A 19,894-nucleotide genomic window follows, 5' to 3' on the forward strand; every position below is an offset into this window, starting at 1 on the left:
AGTTATTTGAATGTGATCGATACATAGCTGACGCATACGCTATGGGGCTGCGTCCTCCCACGCCGGCAACGGACCGAAGCGCGCTTTTTCCACCGCCTCTTGCGTCAACTTGAGGGGCAGGGCGTTGTACCTGTCCTGAATGTTTTCATAGAGCCGTTTGAGCATGGCGTCCGGCAGCACGTGCTCTGCCAGGATCTCCTCAGGGGCGACACCGAGGGCGTCGGCCAGGCGCGTGATTTGTTGTTGCAGATGCGCCTTGCGCTTGGGCGTGATCTCGGCGCTGCGCCATTGCTCATGGGCGTCGCGCAGGTCTTCCACGTGGCTTGCCGCCTGCTCGCGCTGCTCGCGTCTTGCGTCGAACGCGGGCCCATGGGCCTGCTCCAGGTACTCGATCCAGAACGGCTGTTCCAGCAGGCCGTTGACCAGACCGGCGCCGGCTTCCCGTTCGGCCACGGTGGTGTACGCGCTTTTCAACTGTTGTGCGCTGACGCCTGCCACGGTGCGATAGGTCATGTGCTCGGACAGCCATGGCAGGTCGAGGCGGCGTTTGAGCCCGGTTTGATAAGCCAGATAGACCTCCACGTCGTCCACCTGGTCGGCACCGCTGCCGTAGTCCTGGCCTAAACCCCCCTCGCTGACCGGCGTGGTGCGGTGGCGGATAGCTTCGCGGGCAATCTCCTTGACCCGCTCCAGGCGCCAGGTTTGCCGGGCCAGGCCCAGCAAGCGGTTTTCGCGCTGGGCCAGGCCTTCGAGGCTGTGATCGCGCAGGACAGTCTCCAGCAGGGTTTCCACGCCGATGCGGTTGAAGGTGTTGGCGCCGGCATCCGCACAGTTGATGGGCGCGCCCGCCAGGCTGAAGACGCGCTCACGGAACCCTGTATCACGGTCGGCGGCGATCAACACGTCCCACACTCGTTTGCGCAGATCGTCGCGGCCGCGCACGAACAACGCGTGGTCTTCCAGCGTTTGGAAGCCTTCGGGTTGCAGCAATCTGATCATGTTGAAAAAGCCCTCCGAACCCGGTTCGTTTTCCAGGTCGTTCCAGATCAGTTGCGCGGTGGCCCGGGTCTCCTCGCTCAGGCCTTCCAGCCAGTAGCGGCTGTCCGTCGAACCGCGCACCGGCACCGTGCGGTAGGGGTCCAGACCTGCCGCCCGGCGATAGCTGACAAACCGTTGTTCGTCATCGGCGGGCAGGTGATGACGGTTCAGCCAACTGCGGGCAATGATGCGGGCGGCCTGGGAGTCCTCGGCCACGGCGGGCACGCTGTTGACCAGGGTCTGGGTCAAATCCAGTTCCGGCAGGTGCGCGCGCGGGCTGTCAAGCCCGGCCGGCCACGCGCTGATCCCGGTCCGGCGCAGTTGCAGGCGACGCAATCGGGGCCAGGGGCTGAGGTCCGGGGCGCTGAGCAATTGGGGGTGGCGAGACAGGTTCAACGAACGCAACTGCGAGCACTGAGCCAGTCGCTGATAGTCCTCGGCGCTCCAGGTAATCGGGTTGTGTTCCAGGTCCAGCAGCGCCAGGCGCGGCATCTGCGTCAACGATGCGGGCACGTGCTCCAGGCTGTTGGCGGACAGGTCCAGCGCGTACAGGTTGGGGAAGTTGTCGAGGAATGCCAGGGTCTGCGCATTGAAGTGGGTGCCACGCAGGTCCAGGCGCGAGACGTGTCCGAAATCGCCGCGCAACGGGCCCAGGCTGGGCAGGTAACGCCCCAGGTCGAGGCCGCCCAGGCTGAGCAATTCGCCTTGCACACGCACCCCGTGGGAAAGCAGCGCGGCGCGCGAGCGGCTCTCCCAGCACTCGATCAGCAGGCCGATGATGTGGCCGCGCAGCACGCGCTCGTCGCCGGCGGCCTGGCTGTGGGCGGCGGCGAGGGTGGGGTGGTCGCGCCAGGTTTCCAGGCCTTGCAGCAGGTTGCGTTTTTCGGTTTCGAGGTCGCTGAGAATCTGCTCGCCTTCGGTTGAATCGAGGTTGCGCACGTAGGCCTCGACGTATTCCCGGCTCATGTGCGGGTAGAGGTCACGTACACGGTCTTCGGTTGAGAGTGCCAAGCCTTGCATCAAGCGACAGAAGCTGCCGAACATCGGGCGTTGCAAAAGGGCCTGGGTGGTCGGTTCGTCTGCCTGGCGCAGGCTCGCCGGTTCCAGCACCTGACGGCGCTGCGCCGGCGCCTGCAGGTGCGCCTTGATCCACTGTCTGAACGCCCGGCCCTGGCCGGGTTGGAAGGCCAGTTTGCCGGGCGCGATAGCCTGCAGCAGCGCCTCGAAAAAATCCTGCGGCGCCAGGTTGGCGTTGTGGCGCTGATAACGGCCGTCGCCGTCACGCAGCAGCAGGACCCGTTCGCTGGCGTCCTGCGCGCCGACCTCGCAGCGCAGCGTGCCGTGGGGTGCATAGTCACGCACGCTGATGCGCAGGTCGCCCAGGGCGTCGCTGTGCAGGCGCAGGGTGTTGAGCACCATCCGTTCGCTGTCCGCGGTGGGCATGGCGTCGGCGTAAAGGCCTTCGTAGGCGTGGCTGGCACGGGTTTCCTGTTGCAGCGCGCGAGCCAGGTTGCTCAGGCGCAACGGCACGGATGCCTGCGCGTCCAGCCGCGCACGTTCCTCGGGCAATGCGCGGCGGACCAGGCGCTCCACCAGCGGCCTGGGCAACTGTGGGAAGTGTTCGCGCAGCCTCTGACCGTGGGCGCTTGGGGGCTGCTGTGTGGTGCTGTAGAGCTGCGCGAACAGCTCCGGCAGTTGTGGCTCGAGGGACTCGGCGATCTGCTCGCGCAGCGCCGCGATTCGCTCGCCGCGCAGCGATGGCAGCGGCGCCGGGAGCATGGCCTGGAGTTCGGCGTCGTCGAGAAAATCCACAAGGCCCGGCGCCAGTGCGCCCTCGGCCAGGCCCTGGCGGCTGAGCTTGAGACGGTCGGCCGCGCCGGCCGCATTGCTGCCGTAGACGCGGTGGTCGCCGCTCAACGTGCTGTTGTCGAACACCTGGATGGCCTTGCCCACCGGCCAACCGGGCAGTTCGCTTGCCAGTTGTGCCGACCAGTCATAGGACGCCCCCATGGGTTCGCCACGGCGCAGGCGCCCCGGCAACGCCTGCACTTCGCGCATCAGTTGCAGGCGCTGGAGGCTGTCGGCCAACAGCGGCGGGAGGGGCTCCAGGCGGGTGAACAGCTTGCGCAGCGCGCCGTCGTCGGTGCCGCTGATCTCACAGGCCTGCCGCACCTGTTCGACGCTGAGGCCGTCAGTGTTGTGCCCCAGGCGGCTGCGCAGGGTGGCGCCGTCCCAGGTCCTGGGGTTCTCGCCTTCATGTACCCAGACGCCCTCGCCGTTGTGTTCGAGCCTTGGTGAATAGGCGTCGGCGCGCGTCGGGTGGGTGATGCGATGGGTGTCGCTCGCTTGGTTGTGGTCGATGCGGTAAAGCCGATTTGCCATGGGCAGTACCTGCCCGTCCGGGTGGGCATGAAGGCCCAGGGCATTGGGTTGGGAATCGACCGGCAGCGCATTCTGCGCCAGGGAGTAGGGCGTAATGTCCGGGTTCCACAGGCGCGGTTCGCCATTGACCCGCACCGCCCGCAACCCATCGACAAAGGCTGAGCGCGGGTAGAGCAGTTGCTGCGCAAGCTCGCCGCCGACGGCCTGCGCGCCGAGTTGGACCATATCGGTCAACACCGCGACCACGTGTCGCGTCGCTTCGGCGACCTGGCCCTGGCTCAGGTCGACGATGCCCTCAAACAGATCGTCGGTCACTTGGTAGGCGGTATAGGCCAGCATCAGCTCGCCCACCAACGGCAAAAACGGCGCGGCAATCATCAGCGCGGCATTGAAAATATCCGCCAGCATGCGCGTGACGTTATCCCACCAGGCCTGGCGTGCCTGGCTGTCGGCATCGGCCGTGGGCACGGCGATGTGCCGCGCGTCATTGAGGATTTTATCCAGCGCGCGTTGATAGCCGTGCTCCCAGGTGTCGCCGCTGATCTTGCGTGCCTCGAACTGCAGGCGCGGCTGTTCCACCGGGGTGTCGCGCCAACCGGGGCGCGGGTCAAGCGGTTGCCGCGCATGCCACTGCACCTTGCACAGCCGCTGCTCCAGGCCGGCGAAAAAATAGCCGCGCTGGGCGTGGTTGACAAACTGGCTGAAGAACTGCCGGTAGGTGGGTCTGGGCATGCGTGCGCTGGAGGGCAATTCGGCGTTGGCGCGCAACTTGCGCGTCAGGTCGCGCATGAAGTCGAGGCTCGACGCGTACTCTTTCAGCGGGCTTTCCGGGTCGTGGGGGAGGTAGGCGATCAGCCGCGACACGCTGGCGGTCTGCTCCAGATCGGCGGCGATCAGCAGCACGCCGGTCAGCACCGCATCCAGGATGCTCAACTGATAGAACTGCATCAGGCCGGCTTCCCCGCGCAGGGCACGCAGCAGCATGTGATGGGCCGCCTGGCTGAGGTCTGGGGTGCCGCTGGCGTCGGTTTTCATCACGGCCAGTTGGGCGGCAGCCTTGAGCGCGGCCTTTTGACTGGCGATCACCTGTTGCTTCAAGGCATATCGTGCGTTGAGGTCGTCGGCCAGCAGGTGTTGAGTCAGGTGCTGCTGGTAACGCTTGCCCAGGTCCAGTTCGCGACACAGCTGCTTGAATTGCTCGATGGACATGCGCCGGTGCAGCTCAAGCACCTCGAAGTGGCCGCGCGCGTCCGGTTGGCTGATGTAGCACGAGGGTGTCACAAACCGCTCACCGGCGGCAAAGTTGTGCAGCGCCGCATCCAGCAGCGACAGCGTGCGCGTGGTCACGCCATTGGAAAAATCCTTGCTGTACCACGGCAATTGCCGAGGCAGATACAGGCGCAGGAAAGTGGTCTGCACGTTCAGGTCCAGGCTGTATGTGTCCTTGATCGCGCGTTTCAACAAGGGCAGGGCGAAGGCGTAGACGTCCTTGAGCGTGCTCAGTTGTCGGTCCAGCGTGTTCTGGCGGCGCCAGCTCTCGGCGTTGTCGGCCTTGAGCGCCTGGTGTCGGACCTGGCTGGCGTCGAGGTACCAGGCGGGAAGCACCGGTGTGACGGCGTTCAGGGCCTGTACCCGGTGCGGCGTCGCGCTGGAGAGCCACGCGGGGATGTGCTGTTGGATCAGGGCATGGTGCGGGCCAGGGTGTGGCGTGTCGCCGTCGGCGGTGCGCAGGGGAGTGCAGAGGCGGGCGGGTATTTGGAGGTCGGGCATGGGCGGGGCCAGGGCTGATGAACAAGCGCTTTAGCCTAGCCGGCAGTACCGCAAAAAAAAGTTCAAAAACTTAAGGTTTTCAAGGAGTAAGTAGTGATCCTGGACGAAATTACAGATGCGTGCGCTACCTGGCTGACACCCGTCGCATCAGGGCGCGTTGGTGGCCTGGCACAGGCTGTGTCCGTCCTGTTGCAGGTAGGGCGTGAGCAGCGGCGCCATGCCTTTGAGCACCTGCACCGGCAACGCCGAGGTGAAGGTGAAGTGCTGCGCGGAGCTGCCCGGCACAAAGGCCGTGAGGGTGCCGAAGTGATGCTCGCCGATGTAGAACACGAAGGTCGCCGTGCGGTTGATCGACTTGGACGCAATCACCCGCCCGCCGGCGCCGATGGCTTCGATGCGGTTGTCGCCGGTGCCGGTCTTGCCGCCCATGGCTAACGGCGTGCCGTCGGCCAGTTTGAAGCTGCCGGCCACCCGTTTTGCCGTGCCCGCGTCCACCACTTGCGACAGCGCGTTGCGCAGTGCCGCCGCGACTTCGGCAGGCATCACCCGGCGCGCGCGGTTCGGGTCGGGGATCAGCCGGGTGTCGTAGGGGGTGTCGGCGGCGAAGTGCAGGCTGTCGATGCGCAACACCGGCAAGCGCACGCCGTCGTTGAGGATGATGCCCATCAGCTCGGCCAATGCCGCCGGACGGTCGCCGGAGCTGCCGATGGCGGTCGCCAGCGAGGGCACGAGGTGATCGAAGGGGTAGCCCACGGCTTTCCAGCGCTGATGAATATCCAGAAAGGCCTCGACCTCCAATAAGGTGCGGATGCGGCTGTCCCGGGCGCTCTGATGCCGGCTTTTGAACAACCAGCCATAGACCTCCTGGCGTTCGAAGCGGCTGGCCTCGATGATCTGGCTGAGGCTGGCGTCCGGGTGTTGCAGCAGATAGCCCAGCAGCCATAGGTCCAGGGGGTGGACCTTGGCGATGTAGCCCTGGTCGGGCAAGTCGAAGCGGCCGGGGCCGTAGCTGTCATAGAGCGTTGCCAGGCGCTTGTCGCTGAGCTTTTCCTGGCTTTTGGCGCTTGTCAGGTGTGAGCGCACGAAGTGGTTGAAGGTGGCCGGGTCGGCATCGGGGAACAGGTAACGGTGCGCGGCGGCCAGGCGAATCGGCGTCGGGCGCAGGCTGTCGAGAAAGGTTTCGAGGCGCGCCTGGGTGTCTTTCTTCTGGTATTTCTTCCAGAACTTGCGCAGGAAGGTGCTGCCTTCGCGGTCGGCGAACGCAGCCAGGTATTCCTGGCGACGCGGGTCATTGTCGTCCTTGAGCAATTGCGCACTGTTGTCGGGGCCGGCGTAGGTGCTGTAGCGCACCAGGTCGCGCATCAGGCGAATGAACGGCAGGTTGATCGACTCGCGCAAGGCATCGCGCAGGGTCGGGTTGCGGCCGTTGTCCTGGCTGCGAAAGTTATTGAAGCGATGTACGCCGCCGCCGGTGAAAAACGCCTCGCCGGGGCTGGCCGAATAGGTGCGGTCGAGGGCGGCGTCGAGCATGGGGGCCAGTCCTTTGTCACGCGCCTGCAGCAGGTAGTCGACAGCCCAGCGACTGAGGCGGTCCTGCTCGGCGATGTCGACGCTGCGCAGCGCGGCGGGTGTCATGTGGGCGTAGCGCTGATGCAACTCAGCGATGATTTGCAGGTAGGTGGTGAGCACCCTCAGCTTGGCGGTGGACCCCAGTTCCAGCTTGCTGCCTTCGTTGATGTCGAAGGGTTGGTCGGTGTTGTCGGTCTGTACCCGCACCCGCGCACCGTCGGCGGTCCGCTCGAACAAGGTGAAGCTGTAGCGCACCTGCGCGGTGGTGCCGGGCGTGAGTAAGCGTTCGCCCACCAGCCCGACCTGCGCGGCAAACGCGGGGTCGGCCAGTTGCTTGAGGTACGCGGTGAGCCGGGCCTGCAAGTCGCCCTGCAAGGTGCTGGTGGCGGCCAGGTCGAGCCGGTCCAGGTCGTAGAGTGGGCGGTTGAGCAGGCTGCCCAATTGGCTGCGGGCCACGCTGATGCCTTTGTTGCTCTCGACCCGTTGCACGGTGGGCTGCAACTGCCAGTCGCGGTAGCTGAGGCGGGCGACGAGCGCGGCCTCGAGGGTGGTGGCATCGACGATGCCGTTCCGCGCGAGCAGGCGCAGGTGGCTGTCAGTCAGTTGCGCCAGCGCCTCGCGGCCCCTGGCCAGGTAGAACGAAGGACGGCGCTGGGCAATCATCAACGACAGCACCTGGCGCAGCGCCAGGCCGCGCGCTGCGGCGTTGACCGGGGCGGTGTCGGCCAGGGCCCGGTTGACCTGCTCGAAGTCTGCGCCGTACCACACGCGTAACCCCTCGGCCATGCCGTGCACCTCACCATGTCCCGGCACGGCCGACAGCGGCACGCTGTTGAGGTAGTCGCGCACCACGGTCTGGCGCGCCAGCAGGGTGTCGGGGCCATTGCGGTAGGCACGCACGCTGGCGGAGAACATCTGCCGCAACTTTTCACCGCCCGACAGGGTGCGGCCGTCCGGCGAGTGGCGGTATTTTTCCAACTGCGTGGCCAGGGTGCTGCCGCCAGCAGTTTGGCCGGGCAGGTGCAGTTGGCGGGCGACTTGCGACCACGCGGCCTTGGCAAAGCGCGGCCAGTCGACGGCGGGGTTGGCCTGGGGGTGGTCGGGGTCGAGCAGGTCGCGGTTTTCGATAAACAGCAGACTGTCGACCATCAGCGGCGGTATGTCGCTGAAGCGCGCATACAACTGCGGCGGGTAGTTGAACTGATACAACGGCGCCGCGCGACAGTCGGTGATGGTCAGCCCGGCCTGGCTCTTTTCGGCGTAGGGGATGAACAGGCCGTGGCGGCTGTAATCCATCAGTGCGGGCGAAAAACGCGACTGGGCGGCGATCAGGTAATTGCGCTTGATCAGGCGTGGCAGGAACTCGCCAAGGGCGCTGTAGCCCAGGCGCTGGTCGAACGGCCCGGCGCCGGGATAGACGATGCTGTCGCTGGCACCGGGCTCAACGCGGTAGGTGAGCCGAGACGCCAGTTGGCTGAGCTCACGGGCCTGCCAGCGGGCGCTGTGGAGTTCGCGCAGCGTGGCGTAACCCAGCCCGAGCAGGGCCATCAGCACAATCAATCCGCCGACCCGTCGCCAGGGGCGTGCGGGGGTGGTTTTCGCGGGCAAAGGCGCCTGTGACGGGCTGTCGCTGGCTTCAGCCTGGGTGGGATCTTTTTGCCACAGTGCGCCCATAGTCGATTGATCCATCCTACAGATTGATCGGACTTGTCTGAAGCGTAGACGCAGATTGCTGCGGCCACGAGGTTTGTCGCCGGGCAGCCACCGGATTGTGTGTGTTATGTATACTTCGCGCCGTTTTGCGCCGGGAGGGCCGGTCTAGACAGCTGGCGCACTCGCCGTCGAATGTCTGTTTGTCGGGGCTTATCGCCAAATTTTGCTGTTTATTGAGTGAAAAGCCCTGTCGGTAGCTTTTTATACTGCACGCCCGCTGACCTGGCCGCTGACGAGTGCCAGGCGAGTCTGCCCACGAGGCAGGCCGGTCCAGCCGGCGTATGAGCCCATCTGCTGATATGCCCAAGGCTCGGTGGTTATATCAATAACAAAATGAGGTTGTATTCCTATGCCAGTTGGCACTCCACTGCCCCATGACCAGGCCGCCCAGGGCGGCCCGCTCAAACGCGAATTGGGCGAACGCCACATTCGTCTCATGGCCCTTGGCGCCTGTATCGGTGTGGGCCTGTTCCTCGGCTCGGCCAAGGCCATCGAAATGGCCGGTCCGGCGATCATGCTCTCGTACATTCTCGGCGGTCTGGCGATCCTGGTGATCATGCGCGCCCTCGGCGAGATGGCGGTGCACAACCCGGTCGCCGGTTCGTTCGGGCGTTATGCCCAGGATTACCTCGGCCCGTTGGCGGGCTTTCTGACCGGCTGGAACTACTGGTTCCTGTGGCTGGTGACGTGCGTCGCGGAGATCACCGCCGTGGCCGTGTACATGGGCGTGTGGTTTCCCGACGTACCGCGCTGGATCTGGGCCCTGGCGGCGCTGATCAGCATGGGCAGCATCAACCTCATCGCGGTCAAGGCCTTTGGTGAGTTCGAGTTCTGGTTTGCCTTGATCAAGATCGTCACCATCATCGCCATGGTGCTGGGCGGCATCGGCATCATTGCCTTTGGCTTCGGCAACGACGGCGTGGCGCTGGGCATCTCCAACCTGTGGGCCCACGGCGGCTTCATGCCCAACGGCGTGACCGGTGTGTTGATGTCCCTGCAAATGGTGATGTTCGCCTACCTGGGCGTGGAGATGATCGGCCTTACCGCCGGTGAAGCGAAGAACCCCCAAAAGACCATCCCCAATGCAATCGGCTCGGTGTTCTGGCGGATTCTGCTGTTCTACGTCGGCGCGCTGTTCGTGATCCTGTCGATCTACCCGTGGAATGAAATCGGCACCCAGGGCAGCCCGTTCGTGATGACCTTCGAGCGGCTGGGCATCAAGACGGCGGCCGGGATCATCAACTTTGTGGTGATCACTGCGGCACTGTCGTCGTGCAACGGTGGCATCTTCAGTACCGGGCGCATGCTCTACAGCCTGGCGCAGAACGGCCAGGCCCCGGCGACGTTCGCCACCACTTCCAGCAATGGCGTACCGCGCCGTGCGCTGCTGCTGTCGATCGCTGCGTTGCTGCTGGGTGTGCTGCTCAACTACCTGGTGCCGGAAAAGGTATTCGTGTGGGTCACGTCCATCGCCACCTTCGGCGCGATCTGGACCTGGGTGATGATCCTGCTGGCGCAACTCAAGTTCCGTAAAGGCCTGAGCCCCGCCGAGCGCAGCGCCCTTAAATATCGCATGTGGCTGTACCCGGTCAGCTCGTACCTGGCGCTGGCATTCCTGGTGTTGGTGGTGGGCCTGATGGCGTACTTCCCCGACACACGTATTGCGCTGTATGTGGGCCCGGCCTTCCTGGTGCTGCTGACGGTGCTGTTCTACGTGTTCAAGTTGCAGCCAACCGGTGCTGCGGTGCGTGCTGAAGCCTGACTGCCCCGCGTTTGACAAAAAGCCCCGTGATCGGGGCTTTTTGCGGTTCAGGGGTTGGCCGCAGGGGCCGGCCGCCCCAGTTGTTTGTTGTACTCCAGCCAGGCCGCCAACAGCGCCATCAAGCCGGCGCCCACCAGCGCCGTGAACACCTGCATGGCGAAGGCATCGCCGGTCATGGCATTGACCATGTCCGCCAACGGTGCCAGCAACACGCCCAGGCAGAACACTTCCAGGGAGTAGCGCCCCATGCGGCAGGTTTGCTGGGCCAGCCAGTTGTGTGTCCACTCGCGACCGGGCAGCAGCTTGGCGGTGACGTAGGCCAGGGCCAGGAAGTGCAGCAAGCGTACCGGCGACAGGTCGGTCTTGCTGATGGGGTACAGCCATTCGCTCAGTCGCGCGGGCATCAGCGCATCGTGAATCTCCGGCCAGCGCCAGGACACCGTGATAATGCCCGCCGCCAGGGAGTAGGCGGCCGCGGCAATGAACAACGGCTGGCGTGACAACGGGCGGTCCTGCGTTGCCTGCGGGCGCTGACTGTGCAACGCCGCCGCGCCACCGAGTACAAATAGAAACTGCCAGGTGATCGGGTTGAAGTACCACACGCCGTCGGCAATCGCCCGCAGGTTCCAGCCCAGCTTCGGCGCCAGCAGGTAGACCGTCATCGACACCGCCACCACCGCCCACGTCTTGCGCACCAGCAACGGCAGCACCAGCGGCAGCCCGGCCAGCAGCACGATATACAACGGCAGCGGGTCCATCAGGTTTGGCTTGAAGCGCAGCAGCAACTCGTCCGTCAGGGCCTGTTGGGGGTGGGTGATGAAGTGGGTCAGGCCCATTTCCTGGACCAGGTCGCGGGTTTCGACATGGTTATTGGCGTAGAACACGATGCCCATCAGCATCGCCAGCAGGAAGATGTGCACCACGTACAGCACCCAGGCGCGCCGCAGGATTTTCACGCAGGTAATCCAATACCCCTCGCGTTGCAGGATCTTGCCGTAGGCCAGGATCGCCGCATAGCCGGCGAGAAATACGAACACTTCGGCCGCATCGCTGAAGCCGAAATTGCGCAGGGTGATCTGGCCGAGTGGGTTGTGGGGGACGTGATCCCAAAAGATGAAGATCAACGCCAGGCCCCGAAAAAAATCGATGCGTGGGTCGCGTCCGTTCAGCATGGCAGCGGGCTCTTGAACAATAGTTTTAGTCATGACCGGCGTACGCGCGCGGTGGCGTACGCCGCGCGTCGGGCGGGGGCAGGTTGGCGGTATTTGTAAGCAATTGCAAAGAGCGGTTATTACTGAATATCTCTGTCTGGCCGTGCCCTCGTCTACGTTCTTTAAGCGGCGACAATCTCAGCGGGTTCAAAACTGTCGGCGCGCGCCATTTGCCACATGCGTGAATAGAACTGGCCGTTCACATCCCCCGTGAGTAATTCACCGGGTTTGAGGAAGAGGTGCAACTGCGAGAACAGCTTGATCTCGGTGGCTGACATGCGCCGCACCAGGTGCTTGGCCGACAGCTGCGAGGGATGATCCAAACCTGCCGCCGCGAGCATTTCCGCCAGGGCCTTGAGCGTGTTGCGGTGAAAGTTGAACACACGTTGGGCTTTGTCCGGCACCACCAGCGCACGTTGACGCAATGGGTCCTGGGTGGCGACGCCGGTCGGGCATTTATTGGTGTGGCAGCTTTGCGACTGGATGCAGCCGATGGCGAACATGAAGCCACGCGCCGAGTTGGCCCAGTCGGCACCGATGGCCAGCACGCTGGCGATGTCGAACGCACTGACGATCTTGCCGCTGGCGCCCAGTTTGATCTTGTCGCGCAGGTTCAGCCCCACCAGCGTGTTGTGCACGAACAGCAGGCCTTCACGCAGCGGTACGCCGATGTGGTCGGTGAACTCCACCGGTGCGGCGCCGGTGCCGCCTTCCTTGCCGTCGACCACGATGAAGTCCGGCAGGATGCCAGTCTCGAGCATGGCCTTGGCGATGCCCATGAATTCCCACGGGTGACCCAGGCAGAACTTGAAGCCCACCGGCTTGCCGCCGGACAGCTCGCGCAATTGAGCGATGAACTGCATCAGCTCGATGGGGGTGGAAAACGCGCTGTGGCGCGACGGTGATACGCAGTCCTCGCCCATGGGGATACCGCGGGTGTCGGCGATTTCCTGGGTCACTTTGTGCTTGGGCAAAATCCCGCCGTGGCCCGGCTTTGCGCCCTGGCTCATCTTGATTTCGATCATGCGCACTTGCGGGTTTTGCGCCTGCACGGCAAAGCGTTCCGGGTCGAAGCGGCCGTCGCGGGTGCGGCAGCCGAAGTAACCGCTGCCCAGTTCCCAAGTGAGGTCGCCGCCGTTTTCGCGGTGATACGGGCTGATGCTGCCTTCGCCGGTGTCGTGGGCAAAGTTGCCCAGCTTGGCGCCGGCGTTGAGCGCGCGAATCGCGTTGGCGCTCAGCGAACCGAAACTCATCGCCGAGATGTTGAACACCGACGCCGAATACGGCTGGGTGCATTGCGGGCCGCCGACCATCACGCGAAACGCGCTGGGATCGCTCAACGGCGCGGGGCGCATGGAGTGGCCGATGAACTCGAAGCCCGACTGGTACACATCAATGAGGGTGCCGAAGGGTTTGTCGGCGGTTTCGTTCTTGGCGCGCGAGTACACCAGTGAGCGCTGGGCCCGCGAGAAGGGCAGGGCGTCGCTGTCGGACTCGAGCAGGTACTGGCGGATCTCCGGGCGGATGGCTTCCACCAGGTAGCGGATATTGCCCAGGATCGGGTAGTTGCGGCGTACCGCATGGGGGCTTTGCAGCAGGTCGAACAGGCCGATCAGGCTGAGCACGCCGGTGACCAGGGTGATGGGCCACAGCCATTCGTGTTCGATAAAGGGGAGGCTGGCGAGGGTGAACATGACGCATACAGCGAAGAAGGCGTAGCGGCTTAGCAAGGACAGGCTCATACGGTTTCCTTGGGTTCGGACTCTTCAGGTCGATGCGCGCATTCTGCGCCTGTCAGCCGATTGAAAACAGCTTGAGCGCCTGCACCGGGGGCTTTCACAGGGGCGCATAGACCTGACTGCGCTTGGCTTATTGCAATCGTTTCTCGTTTGAGTGCATGATTTACGTTACTGTATAACATGTGTAAAACACCCAATGCCCCGGAGGCCCTATGAAAGCTGGTATCCACGCCGACTACCGCACCGTGCTGTTCCATGACACCGCCGCCGATGTGTTTTTCCTGATCGGCTCCACCGCCGACAGCGATCGCACCCATAAACACAGCGATGGCAACACCTACCCTTACATCCCGCTGGACGTGTCCAGCGCGTCGCACCCGATCTACACCGGCCAGCAGCGCAAGACTCAGGCCGAAGGGCGGATTGCCGGGTTCAACAAGCGTTTTGCGGCGTTTGGTTCCAGCCCGAAAAAAGCCGAAGCATGAGCATGACTGCGGCGGCGTGTCCTACGCCGCCGTCTGCCGAATCGGCAACACCACGCGAAATTTCGTGCCCTTGCCCAGCTCACTGCTCACGGAAATATCGCCACGGTGTTTCTTGATAATGCCGTAGGAGAGCGACAGCCCCAGCCCTGTTCCTTCGCCCACCGGTTTGGTGGTGAAGAACGGATCGAAGATGTTCTTCACGGTCTCCGGGCTTATTCCGCAGCCGTCGTCCGCGATTTCCAGCCAAATGTTTTCGCCCTCCACGCCATTGCTGATGGTGATGGTGCCGCGCTCCGGGCCCATGGCCTGGGCGGCGTTGATCACCAGGTTCATCACCACCTGATTGAGCTGCGATGCCAGGCACTCGATGTCCGGCAACGGTGCATAGTTTTTCACCACATCGGCCTTGTACTTGAGTTCGCTGGCGACGATGTTCAGCGTCGAATCGATGCCTTGTTGCAGGTTGGCAAACTGCCAGGTCTGGCCGTTGTCCACGCGCGAGAAGTTTTTCAGGTCCTTGACGATCTGCGCCACGCGGCCGATGCCGTCCTTGGATTCGCGGATCAGCACCGGAATGTCGTCCTTGAGAAAGTCCACCTCCAGCTCGTTGCGCAGGGCCTTGAGCTGATCACGTTGCTCGCCCGGTGCGAGGCTTTCCTCGGCCTGCCGGTAAGCATCCAGCATTTTTTGCAACTGGCTGAAGTAGCCGTCGAGGCTGCTGAGGTTGGACGAGATAAACCCCACCGGGTTATTGATCTCATGGGCCACGCCCGCCGCCAGTTGCCCCAGAGAGGCAAGTTTTTCCGACTGCACCAGTTGGCTTTCCAGGTGCTTGCGCTCGTTGATTTCCACTTGCAGCGCCTGGGTGCGTTGCTCCACCAATTGCTCCAGGTGAATGGTTTGCAGGGAAGCGCGGCGTGCCATGTCCCATTTGTTGGCCAGGGTGTTGGCCATCTGTTGAACTTCGATGTTGTCGAACGGTTTTTTCAGGATCAGCAAACGGTCATAGCCGTGCAGGCGATGCAGCAGGTCATCCCAGGAATAATCCGAGTACGCGGTGCACACCACCACTTGCAGGCCCGGGTCGACCTTCCATAGCGCTTCGATGGTCCTGGCACCGTCCCAGCCCTGGGGCATGCGCATGTCGACGAAGGCCAACGCGTAAGGGCGTTGCTCGGTCATGGCGGTGGTGAGCAACTGCAGGCCCTCTTCGCCGCCATAGGCCGAGTGCAGCTCAAAGGCTTGAGCGGTGGGGGCGCTGGTATCGCCAAACAGTGCCGCCTCCATATCATCCAGCGCCTGGTTCGATTCAACCACGGGGGTGAGGATTTTGCGGAAGTCGTCATGGATCGACGGGGTGTCGTCGATCAGCAGGATACGCCGGTTGGGAGGTTGGTTCATGCGGGGCTTCCGGCAAGGGTGAGAGGCATCGTCAAGGTGAATATCGCGCCTTGGCCTGGCCCATCGCTGTGGGCGCTGAGCTGGCCATTCATTTCCACGGCGGCCAATGCGCAGCTGTGCAGGCCAAAGCCGTGCCCTTCTTTGCGGGTGGTAAAACCGTGGGTAAAAATGCGGGTCATATTCTCGGCCGGGATGCCTTCGCCCTCGTCCTTCACGCTGATCTGCAAGGTGTTGTCTTCCAGCGTTTGCACGCGCAAGGTCATCTGCCGTGGCCGGTCGCTGAGGTTGGACATGGCGTATTTGGCGTTGCTGATCAAGTTGACCATGATCAGCAGCAAGCGGTGTTTGTCCGCGAGCACTTCCGGCACCTGCCCGTACTCCTTGACCACCGTGACGTTGTGGCGGCTCAGTGCGCCGGCGTTCATGCGCAGCGCGTCTTCCATCAGTGCGCTGATGTGCACCGGCTCCTTGAGCGCGGACGCGCCGGCATAGGATTGCTGGGTGGAAACGATGTCTTTGATGTGGTCGACGCTTTTGCTCAATTGCGCCAGTTCGTCGGCCATGCCTTGCTGTTCGACGGCAATCGCTTCGACCAATTGGTTGAGGTAGCCAGGCAGCAACTTGCCTTTTTCATCCTCGGTGAGAAAGGTCCCCAGGTCACTCTGATGCTCGTTGATCAGTTGCATGGCCTTGCCCAGGCCCAGCGCTTTGCTACCGCGCAGTTTGCGGGTGACCAGCTCGGCGGAAATGTTCACGCTGTTGAGCACGTTGCCGACGTTATGCAGCACGTTGGTGGCGATCTCCGCCATGCCGGCCTGGCGCGCGCTGTCCAGCAGCTCGCTTTGCGCATCCTTGAGCTGCCGGGTGCGCCGCTCCACCCGCTGCTCCAGGGTTTCGTTGGCGGCCTGCAATTCGCGGTTGACCCGGTTGATCTCGGCAAAACTGCGCAGCAGGCTCACTGCCAGGTACAGCAACAGCACCACCAGCAAGGTCGAGAAAATCAGCAGGTAGCGGTGGTATCGATGCTCGATCATGTCGGCCGCTTGCTGGTCCTGGTCCAGGTGGCTGGTCAGGTCGTCCAGGCGCTCGGACACGGGCACTGCCGCGATCCGTTCGAGCAGGCTGTTGACCACAGGTTGTTCGCGCAGAATCAGCGAGATGTGATTGCTGAGGATCTCCACCGGGGCCTGGAACTCGATGGGCAGGCGCTCCTTGTTGATCGCCAGTTTGCCCAGGCCCACGAGGATATCGGCGGCGCGCTCGTCACTGGTGACCTGGGCGAATTCCAGGCTGCTGAGCAGCAGGTCATAGGTGTCGATGGCGACAGCATGCAATTGCAGGCGGCCTTCGTCATTGAGGCGGTTGAACTCGGCCTGGATGTCATCTTCTGCCGTCGGTAGAAAGGCCAGCGAGTTGCGCAGCACCGCGTTGTGGGATTTGAACTGGTCCACCAACCGGGCCTTTTCCTGGATCGCGGTTTGATATGCCTCCTGGTTGGCTTGCCAGGCATTCAGGTCCTGGGGGCTGTGGTAGGTCTTGCGGTCGTCCAGTTCGGCCCAGAGCCGGGTCATTTCCGCCAGCGGTGTAACCAGCGGGTCGTAGTTGTGGGTGATGGCGATACGTGCCTTGAGCACTTCGCTGTCCCATTGCGCATTGAGCTGCTGCAACTGACGGATCAGGTCCCGTGACTGGGTGTAGCTGGCCGTCTGGTCGCTGGAGGACTTGAGGTACAGAAACACCAGTGTCGAGGCCAGCAACATGGCGATCAGGCCCAGCGACACTTGGCTGGTGCGACGGCGGTTGAGGGTCATGACGGTATGCTCATAGTGGCTTGCCCGCCCATTCGCCGGTCAGGGTCTGGAGAAACAGGATGATCAGGTCTTTGTCTTCCTGGGAGGGGTTGCGTCCCAACTGGTACTTGAACATCACATCGACGGCTTCAGCCAGGGTCTTTGCCGAGGCATCGTGGAAATACGGCGCAGTGACGGCCACATTGCGCAGGCTCGGCACCTTGAACACATGGCGGTCGTCCTCATCCTTGGTCAGCAGGTAGCGCCCGAGGTCCGATTCGACTTCATTGCCGCGCGCCTTGAAGTAGTCGCCCATGACGCCGAACTTCTGGAACATATTGCCGCCGATGTTGATGCCCTGGTGACAGGCGATGCAGCCGTAATCCTTGAAGCGCTGGTAGCCGTATTTTTCCTGGATCGTGAGGATGTCGGTATTGCCCGAGAGGTATTGGTCGAAGCGCGAGTTTGGTGTGAGCAGCGTGCGCTCATAGGTCGCCAGGGCGTTTTGCACATTGGCGGCGGTGACACCGTCGGGGTAGGCCTCGCTGAAGGCGCGCTGGTAGAGGGGCAGGTCGGTGAGGTTTTGCACCACGGTGTGCCAGTCGCTGCCCATCTCCACCGGGCTGATCACCACTTGTTCGATCTGCTTTTCCAGAGTTTCCACGCGGCCGTCCCAGAACTGCTTGAAGTTCAGGCTGGCGTTGAACACCGACGGCGTATTGATCTGCACCGGCTTGCCGTCGACGCCGAGCGAGAAGGGTTTGTCGTCGGCGCCGCCCGTTGCCAGGCGATGGCAACTGGCGCAGGACAAGGTGTTATTGGCCGACAGGCGCGGCTCATTGAACAACTTGCGGCCCAGCTCGACCTTGGCCGCATCCAACGCCGGAACCGCCGGTAAGGGTTTGAGCGCCTCGTCCAGCGGTGCGGCGATCACCGGTTGACCGAGCCCCACGGCGAGGACCAGGCCGAAAGCGTAAATTGAGACGTCACTCAAGCGAGCACTCCTTGCTGGCGGGTGGGCTATAGACGGGTTATCGGCATGGCGCAGCCCACCTGCAGCAGTTGGGCGAAATCTTTTGCCGGTACGGCCTTGCTGAACAGAAAGCCCTGGCCCTCTTCGCAGTTCTGGGCTCTGAGGAAATCCAGCTGCTCGGCGGTTTCCACCCCTTCGGCGATAATCGTGAGCTCCAGGCTCTTGCCCATGCCAATGATTGCGCTGATCAACTGGGCGTCCTGACTGTTGGCGTTCAGCCCGCGCACAAAGGACTGGTCGATTTTCAGCACATCGATCGGAAAGCGCCGCAGGTAGCTGAGGCTTGAGTAGCCTGTGCCGAAATCATCCAGGGCCAGGCGTATGCCCATGGCCTTGACCCTTTGCAGCGTTTCGACGGTCTCGTCGACGTTCTGCATCAGCACGCTTTCGGTGATTTCCAGCTCCAGCTGGGCGGGTGGCAGACCGGTTTGCTTAAGGATCGCTGTCAGCTTGTCGACAAAGTCCCGTTGACGAAAGTCGATGGCCGAGATGTTGACCGACACACACAGTGTCGGCAGGCCCATGACACGCCAGATCTGTGCCTGCTCACAGGCATGGCGCAGCACCCACTGGGTCAACGGCACGATCAGCCCGCTGTCTTCAGCCACGGGAATGAAATCGGCCGGGCTCACCCAACCCACGCGCGGCCGGAACCAGCGTATCAGCGCCTCGGCACCGACTATTTTTCCGGATTTGAGCTCCAGTTTTGGCTGGTAATGCAGCACGAACTCATTACGCTCCAGGGCATGGCGGATAGCACTTTCCAGGTTTTGCTGGTGTTGGGCGCGCAAGTTCATGTCGTGGGTATAAAAACTGAAGCCGTCCGGGCCGCGCTCTTTACTGGTGTGCATGGCGGTTTCCGCGTGCTTGATCAACTCCACCGCGGTACCGCTGTCGTTGGGGCAAATGCTGATGCCCAGGCTGGCGGTGATGCTCAGGTCATGCCCCGCGACATGCCGGGTGGCGCTGATGGCCTTGAGCAGTTTGTGGGCGATGTGTTGGGTTTGCTGGGGGTGTTGCACATCGTTGAGCAGCACCACGAACTCGTCGGAGCCATAGCGAAACACCGAGTCGGATTCACGTACCGCCGCCGTCAGGCTCTGGCTGACCTGTTGCAGCACGTCGTCCCCCGCCGGGTAGCCCAATGCGTTGTTGACGCGTTTAAAGCGGTCGAGGCCGATAAACATCACTGCCAGCTGGGTGTCATGGCGCCGGCCCAGGGCAATTGCCTGGGTCAGCCGATCGCCCAGCAGCGTGCTGTTGGGCAACTGGGTGAGGGCGTCGTATTGCAGCAGGTGCGAGACCTTGAGCAGCTCCTGCACACGTTCTTCGATGGTGCGCTCAAGGTTAATGACCTTGAGCGCGGCGTCCTGGGCCAGCTGCCACTTCCAGGTCAGGGCGCTGGCCATCTGGCGGATTTCCAACGGGTCGAAGGGCTTTTTCAGGATCAGCAACTGGTCGTTGTATTTCAACCTGGCTTCGATGGCTTCGAAGGAGTAGTCCGAATAGGCGGTGCATAGCGCGATTTGCAGGTTGGGGTCTACGTTCCACAGCGCTTCGATGGTTTGCAGGCCATCCCAGCCGGGCGGCATGCGCATGTCGATAAACACCAGTGCATAGGGCGCGTTGGCGGCCAGTGCCTGGTTCACCAGGGCGAGGGCTTCCTGGCCCTGGTAGGCGGAGTCAAGTACGAACGCTTGGCGCGGCGGGGCAGCGGTGGCGCCGAACAGGGTGGCTTCGAGGCTGTCCAGTGACGGTGCGCCCGCAGTATCGGCGCCCAGGATCTTGCGGAAGTCCTCATGGATAGAAGCCGTGTCATCGACGATCAGGATCCGACGGTTGGCCCGCGTTGAATCCGGGTTCATGGCGCGCCTCCCAACAGCAAAAGGTCCGACGGCATCACGACTCCTTCCCTGGTTCGACCTCAGGGCGAGGGCGCTGAGCGGTTATGACAGCATAGCTGAGCTCCCTTGAAATCGTCGGCCAGTTGGCGTCAAATCA

At 63.1% G+C, this 19,894-nt stretch carries 10 protein-coding genes; 2 read left to right on the top strand and 8 right to left on the bottom strand.

Annotated features, from left to right (window positions below):
* Positions 1-39: 39 nt before the first annotated feature.
* Together KZX66_RS01915 and KZX66_RS01920 are read right to left on the bottom strand one after the other, a co-directional pair.
* The gene (locus KZX66_RS01915) at positions 40-5,190 is read right to left on the bottom strand and encodes an NEL-type E3 ubiquitin ligase domain-containing protein (RefSeq protein WP_248075598.1); all 5,151 of its coding nucleotides are present in this window, start codon (positions 5,188-5,190) and stop codon (positions 40-42) included.
* A 147-nt stretch (positions 5,191-5,337) separates the two neighbouring features.
* The gene (locus tag KZX66_RS01920; RefSeq protein ID WP_248075599.1) at positions 5,338-8,433 is read right to left on the bottom strand and encodes a transglycosylase domain-containing protein; all 3,096 of its coding nucleotides are present in this window, start codon (positions 8,431-8,433) and stop codon (positions 5,338-5,340) included.
* 388 nt (positions 8,434-8,821) lie between these two features.
* On the opposite strand from KZX66_RS01920, the gene KZX66_RS01925 reads away from it, so the two are divergent.
* Positions 8,822-10,234 (top strand): amino acid permease, encoded by a 1,413-nt coding sequence (locus KZX66_RS01925; RefSeq protein ID WP_248075600.1) that lies wholly within the window; start codon positions 8,822-8,824, stop codon positions 10,232-10,234.
* Between the two features lie 47 nt (positions 10,235-10,281).
* Here KZX66_RS01925 and KZX66_RS01930 read toward each other — a convergent pair whose 3' ends face one another.
* Together KZX66_RS01930 and KZX66_RS01935 are read right to left on the bottom strand one after the other, a co-directional pair.
* Positions 10,282-11,406: an OpgC domain-containing protein gene (locus tag KZX66_RS01930; protein WP_248075601.1), complete on the bottom strand. Its 1,125-nt coding sequence runs from the start codon at positions 11,404-11,406 to the stop codon at positions 10,282-10,284.
* A gap of 161 nt (positions 11,407-11,567) precedes the next feature.
* Entirely contained in the window at positions 11,568-13,187 is a 1,620-nt protein-coding gene (locus KZX66_RS01935) for an FMN-binding glutamate synthase family protein (RefSeq protein ID WP_248075602.1), read from the bottom strand.
* 209 nt (positions 13,188-13,396) lie between these two features.
* On the opposite strand from KZX66_RS01935, the gene KZX66_RS01940 reads away from it, so the two are divergent.
* Positions 13,397-13,669 carry a type B 50S ribosomal protein L31 gene (locus tag KZX66_RS01940; protein WP_248075603.1) on the top strand — a complete coding sequence of 91 codons (273 nt, stop codon included), beginning with the start codon at positions 13,397-13,399 and terminating at the stop codon, positions 13,667-13,669.
* A 21-nt stretch (positions 13,670-13,690) separates the two neighbouring features.
* Here the strand turns inward: KZX66_RS01940 and KZX66_RS01945 are convergent, their stop codons facing one another.
* Genes KZX66_RS01945 through KZX66_RS01960 form a run of 4 tightly spaced genes read right to left on the bottom strand, consistent with a single transcriptional unit; the run spans position 13,691 to position 19,758 of the window.
* On the bottom strand, positions 13,691-15,070 hold the full coding sequence (locus KZX66_RS01945; RefSeq protein ID WP_248075605.1) for an ATP-binding protein: 1,380 nt from the start codon (positions 15,068-15,070) through the stop codon (positions 13,691-13,693).
* Positions 15,067-16,881: a DAHL domain-containing protein gene (locus KZX66_RS01950; protein WP_248075607.1), complete on the bottom strand. Its 1,815-nt coding sequence runs from the start codon at positions 16,879-16,881 to the stop codon at positions 15,067-15,069. Before KZX66_RS01950 ends, KZX66_RS01945 begins: the two co-directional genes overlap by 4 nt.
* Before the next feature lie 10 nt (positions 16,882-16,891).
* On the bottom strand, positions 16,892-17,854 hold the full coding sequence (locus KZX66_RS01955) for a cytochrome c peroxidase (RefSeq protein WP_248075609.1): 963 nt from the start codon (positions 17,852-17,854) through the stop codon (positions 16,892-16,894).
* A gap of 26 nt (positions 17,855-17,880) precedes the next feature.
* On the bottom strand, positions 17,881-19,758 hold the full coding sequence (locus KZX66_RS01960; protein ID WP_248075611.1) for a GGDEF and EAL domain-containing protein: 1,878 nt from the start codon (positions 19,756-19,758) through the stop codon (positions 17,881-17,883).
* Positions 19,759-19,894: the final 136 nt, after the last annotated feature.

This window comes from Pseudomonas sp. EYE_354 (assembly GCF_023148575.1).
Taxonomy (GTDB): Bacteria; Pseudomonadota; Gammaproteobacteria; order Pseudomonadales; family Pseudomonadaceae; genus Aquipseudomonas.